The sequence below is a fragment of the Uruburuella suis genome (genome assembly GCF_004341385.1).
GTDB lineage: Bacteria > Pseudomonadota > Gammaproteobacteria > Burkholderiales > Neisseriaceae > Neisseria > Neisseria suis.
In genome coordinates, this window is the sequence record NZ_SLXE01000057.1 from 1 (window position 1) to 5,856 (window position 5,856).

2 tRNA genes and 3 rRNA genes are annotated in these 5,856 nt (G+C 50.5%); all 5 read right to left on the reverse strand.

Annotation, left to right across the window (positions count from 1 at the left end):
• Nucleotides 1-22: 22 nt before the first annotated feature.
• Nucleotides 23-135 (reverse strand): 5S ribosomal RNA (gene rrf, locus EV680_RS11755).
• 171 nt (nucleotides 136-306) lie between these two features.
• A 23S ribosomal RNA gene (locus EV680_RS11760) occupies nucleotides 307-3,198 on the reverse strand.
• A 491-nt stretch (nucleotides 3,199-3,689) separates the two neighbouring features.
• Nucleotides 3,690-3,765, reverse strand: a tRNA-Ala gene (locus tag EV680_RS11765).
• A gap of 22 nt (nucleotides 3,766-3,787) precedes the next feature.
• Nucleotides 3,788-3,864 (reverse strand) — tRNA-Ile (locus EV680_RS11770).
• A gap of 83 nt (nucleotides 3,865-3,947) precedes the next feature.
• Nucleotides 3,948-5,488, reverse strand: a 16S ribosomal RNA gene (locus EV680_RS11775).
• Together the 16S, 23S and 5S rRNA genes with 2 tRNA genes alongside form the textbook arrangement of a ribosomal RNA operon.
• Nucleotides 5,489-5,856: the final 368 nt, after the last annotated feature.

The following is a 5,856-nucleotide window of genomic DNA, read 5'->3' on the forward strand; positions in this document are numbered from 1 at the left end:
TCAGCGGGGCTTCGGAAGGGGTGCCTGGCAGTGACCTACTTTCACATGGGTATCCACACTATCATCGGCGCTGAGTCGTTTCACGGTCCTGTTCGGGATGGGAAGGCGTGGGACCAACTCGCTATGGCCGCCAGACTAAACTGTACAAATTTCGAAAGCCGTCGCGCTGGATTCTTCTCCGGCGCTTTATCAACATGAAATGCTCTTCGCACTTCCAACAGGGTAATGTTTGTTATCGCATGATTGCAGTATCCTGCAACTCATGACTTCAGTAAGCTTTTCTTCATTCGAAGTCTCTCAAATGATAGAGTCAAGCCTCACGAGCAATTAGTATCGGTTAGCTTCACGCGTTACCGCGCTTCCACACCCGACCTATCAACGTCCTGGTCTCGAACGACTCTTTAGGGTGGTTTAACCACCAGGGAAGTCTCATCTTCAGGCGAGTTTCGCGCTTAGATGCTTTCAGCGCTTATCTCTTCCGAACTTAGCTACCCGGCTATGCCACTGGCGTGACAACCGGTACACCAGAGGTTCGTCCACTCCGGTCCTCTCGTACTAGGAGCAGCCCCCGTCAAACTTCCAACGCCCACTGCAGATAGGGACCAAACTGTCTCACGACGTTTTAAACCCAGCTCACGTACCACTTTAAATGGCGAACAGCCATACCCTTGGGACCGACTACAGCCCCAGGATGTGATGAGCCGACATCGAGGTGCCAAACTCCGCCGTCGATATGAACTCTTGGGCGGAATCAGCCTGTTATCCCCGGAGTACCTTTTATCCGTTGAGCGATGGCCCTTCCATTCAGAACCACCGGATCACTATGTCCTGCTTTCGCACCTGCTCGACTTGTCGGTCTCGCAGTTAAGCTACCTTTTGCCATTGCACTATCAGCCCGATTTCCGACCGGACCTAGGTAACCTTCGAACTCCTCCGTTACTCTTTGGGAGGAGACCGCCCCAGTCAAACTGCCTACCATGCACGGTCCCCGACCCGGATTACGGGTCTGGGTTAGAACCTCAAAGTCACCAGGGTGGTATTTCAAGGACGGCTCCACAGAAACTAGCGTCTCTGCTTCTAAGCCTCCCACCTATCCTACACAAGTGACTTCAAAGTCCAATGCAAAGCTACAGTAAAGGTTCACGGGGTCTTTCCGTCTAGCAGCGGGGAGATTGCATCTTCACAACCATTTCAACTTCGCTGAGTCTCAGGAGGAGACAGTGTGGCCATCGTTACGCCATTCGTGCGGGTCGGAACTTACCCGACAAGGAATTTCGCTACCTTAGGACCGTTATAGTTACGGCCGCCGTTTACTGGGGCTTCGATCCAATGCTCTCACATCTTCAATTAACCTTCCAGCACCGGGCAGGCGTCACACCCTATACGTCCACTTTCGTGTTAGCAGAGTGCTGTGTTTTTAATAAACAGTCGCAGCCACCGATTCTCTGCGACCCTCCGATGCTTACAGAGCTAGTCTTTCACATCAAAGGGCATACCTTCTCCCGAAGTTACGGTATCAATTTGCCGAGTTCCTTCTCCTGAGTTCTCTCAAGCGCCTTAGAATTCTCATCCTACCCACCTGTGTCGGTTTGCGGTACGGTTCTGACTTGGCTGAAGCTTAGTGGCTTTTCCTGGAAGCGTGGTATCTGTCACTTCTTGTCCGTAGACAATCGTTATCGCTTCTCGGTGTTATGAAAGTCCGGATTTGCCTAAACTTTCCACCTACCGGCTTGAACAAGCTATTCCAACAGCTTGCTGACATAACCTTCTCCGTCCCCACATCGCACCAAATCAAAGTACGGGAATATTAACCCGTTTCCCATCGACTACGCATTTCTGCCTCGCCTTAGGGGCCGACTCACCCTACGCCGATGAACGTTGCGTAGGAAACCTTGGGTTTTCGGCGAGCGGGCTTTTCACCCGCTTTATCGCTACTCATGTCAACATTCGCACTTCTGATACCTCCAGCAAACCTCTCGATTCACCTTCTTCGGCCTACAGAACGCTCCCCTACCATACGTGTAAACACGTATCCGCAGCTTCGGTTATAGATTTGAGCCCCGTTACATCTTCCGCGCAGGACGACTCGACCAGTGAGCTATTACGCTTTCTTTAAATGATGGCTGCTTCTAAGCCAACATCCTGGCTGTCTGGGCCTTCCCACTTCGTTTACCACTTAATCTATCATTTGGGACCTTAGCTGGCGGTCTGGGTTGTTTCCCTCTTGACAACGGACGTTAGCACCCGCTGTCTGTCTCCCGAGAAACGACTTGATGGTATTCTTAGTTTGCCATGGGTTGGTAAGTTGCAATAACCCCCTAGCCATAACAGTGCTTTACCCCCATCAGTCTCTTACTCGAGGCACTACCTAAATAGTTTTCGGGGAGAACCAGCTATCTCCGAGTTTGTTTAGCCTTTCACCCCTATCCACAGCTCATCCCCGCATTTTGCAACATGCGTGGGTTCGGACCTCCAGTACCTGTTACGGCACCTTCATCCTGGCCATGGATAGATCACTCGGTTTCGGGTCTACACCCAGCAACTTGTCGCCCTATTAAGACTCGGTTTCCCTACGCCTCCCCTATTCGGTTAAGCTCGCTACTGAATGTAAGTCGTTGACCCATTATACAAAAGGTACGCAGTCACGGAACAAGTCCGCTCCCACTGTTTGTATGCATCAGGTTTCAGGTTCTATTTCACTCCCCTCCCGGGGTTCTTTTCGCCTTTCCCTCACGGTACTGGTTCACTATCGGTCGATGATGAGTATTTAGCCTTGGAGGATGGTCCCCCCATCTTCAAACAGGATTTCACGTGTCCCGCCCTACTTGTCGTATACCTAGTACCACTGATGAGATTTCGAATACGGGGCTGTCACCCACTATGGCCAAGCTTCCCAGCTTGTTCTTCTATCTCGCCAGCTATCATATACAGGCTCTTGCGCGTTCGCTCGCCACTACTTGCGCAATCTCGGTTGATTTCTTTTCCTCCGGGTACTTAGATGGTTCAGTTCTCCGGGTTCGCTTCTCTTGCCCTATGTATTCAGACAAGGATACCGTACAGAATACGGTGGGTTTCCCCATTCGGACATCGCGGGATCATTGCTTTATTGCCAGCTCCCCCACGCTTTTCGCAGGCTTACACGTCCTTCGTCGCCTATCATCGCCAAGGCATCCACCTGATGCACTTATTCACTTGACTCTATCATTTGAACGACCTCTCTGACTTCGCTTATCCTCCCGTTGACTAGGGGAATAAACTAGAGATGTTTACTCTGATAAAGCTTACTGCTTTGTTGTGTGACACACTCTGCCTTTTGTGCTCAGAGTGCGTCCGATACAATCATCACCCAAATTTTTATGGCTTGGCTGTGCTTATGGCGCCCGTCTTTTCAGACGGCCTATCCATAGGCTGAATCGACTCGGGTTGCAACCCTTGCCTTTTACATCCAAACCAACATTGTCTTTGTTTGTTGATTTCGGCTTTCCAATTTGTTAAAGATCGATGCGGCTTCGAAACTCAGCTTTTGCTGCGTCTCTTCGCTTCGCAAATCAAAACGAGCTGGCCATTATAGCAGCCAACCTCTTGAAGTCAACTAAAAATAAGAAGTCGCCTTCTTATCCTTTTGTTTTGCTTCTGCTTGTCTGCCGCCTTCTACGGCAGCTTTCGCTTTCGCTTTGATTTGCAAAGTGTGGTGGAGGCAAACGGGATCGAACCGATGACCCCCTGCTTGCAAAGCAGGTGCTCTACCAACTGAGCTATGCCCCCAGTGTCGGGTCCGGCCTCTGATTGGTGGGTCTGGGAGGACTTGAACCTCCGACCCCACGCTTATCAAGCGTGTGCTCTAACCAGCTGAGCTACAAACCCAAGGCCTTATGTTTACTTCCTTTGCATCTCTAATCTACAGTTTACCGATAAGTGTGAATGCGAATACGCCCCGTCTTCTCTAGAAAGGAGGTGATCCAGCCGCAGGTTCCCCTACGGCTACCTTGTTACGACTTCACCCCAGTCATGAAGCATACCGTGTTAAGCGGGCTCCCGAAGGTTACCCTACCCAATTCTGGTATCCCCCACTCCCATGGTGTGACGGGCGGTGTGTACAAGACCCGGGAACGTATTCACCGCAGTATGCTGACCTGCGATTACTAGCGATTCCGACTTCATGCACTCGAGTTGCAGAGTGCAATCCGGACTACGATCGGTTTTCTGGGATTGGCTCCACCTCGCGGCTTGGCTACCCTCTGTACCGACCATTGTATGACGTGTGAAGCCCTGGTCATAAGGGCCATGAGGACTTGACGTCATCCCCACCTTCCTCCGGTTTGTCACCGGCAGTCCCATTAGAGTGCCCAACTTAATGATGGCAACTAATGGCAAGGGTTGCGCTCGTTGCGGGACTTAACCCAACATCTCACGACACGAGCTGACGACAGCCATGCAGCACCTGTGTTACGGCTCCCGAAGGCACTCTCCTATCTCTAAGAGATTCCGTACATGTCAAGACCAGGTAAGGTTCTTCGCGTTGCATCGAATTAATCCACATCATCCACCGCTTGTGCGGGTCCCCGTCAATTCCTTTGAGTTTTAATCTTGCGACCGTACTCCCCAGGCGGTCAATTTCACGCGTTAGCTACGCTACTAAGGCATCATGTACCCCAACAGCTAATTGACATCGTTTAGGGCGTGGACTACCAGGGTATCTAATCCTGTTTGCTACCCACGCTTTCGAGCATGAACGTCAGTGTTATCCCAGGGGGCTGCCTTCGCCATCGGTATTCCTCCACATCTCTACGCATTTCACTGCTACACGTGGAATTCTACCCCCCTCTGACACACTCTAGTTACCCAGTTCAAAACGCAGTTCCCAAGTTGAGCCCGGGGCTTTCACATCTTGCTTAAATAACCGTCTGCGCTCGCTTTACGCCCAGTAATTCCGATTAACGCTCGCACCCTACGTATTACCGCGGCTGCTGGCACGTAGTTAGCCGGTGCTTATTCTTCAGGTACCGTCATGACCTGAGGGTGTTATCCCCAGGCTTTTCTTCCCTGACAAAAGTACTTTACAACCCGAAGGCCTTCTTCATACACGCGGCATGGCTGGATCAGGCTTGCGCCCATTGTCCAAAATTCCCCACTGCTGCCTCCCGTAGGAGTCTGGGCCGTGTCTCAGTCCCAGTGTGGCGGATCATCCTCTCAGACCCGCTACTGATCGTCGCCTTGGTGGGCTCTTACCCCACCAACTAGCTAATCAGACATCGGCCGCTCAAATAGCGCAAGGCCCTAAGGTCCCCTGCTTTCCTCCTCAGAGAATATGCGGTATTAGCCATCCTTTCGGACAGTTATCCCCCACTACTCGGTACGTTCCGATGCATTACTCACCCGTTCGCCACTCGCCATCAAAAGAGCAAGCTCTTCTATGCTGCCGTCCGACTTGCATGTGTAAAGCATGCCGCCAGCGTTCAATCTGAGCCAGGATCAAACTCTTATGTTCAATCTCTAACTTTTTTAACTTCTGGTCTGCTTCAAAGAAATAAACGAAGATATGTTATACATAATCTTGTCTATCTTTTTTCAACAGTGTGAGGCGTCTCCGCACTCACACTTATCGGTAATCTGTTTGTTAAAGAGCAGGGATGGCAGTATACAGCAACAAAATCCTTTGTCAACCTCAATTCATACAAATCGTTTCAAAAACGCTTTAAATTAAGACCAACTGTGCTATAATTATCTGTTCATCACATCGCCGCCGAAGCAGCGAAGAACCGAACTATACCCAAACCACCAAAACCCGTCAACATCTATCTGCAAAAATATTTACAATAAAATATCACCCGATTGTTTTAGCTGGGTATTTTTTAT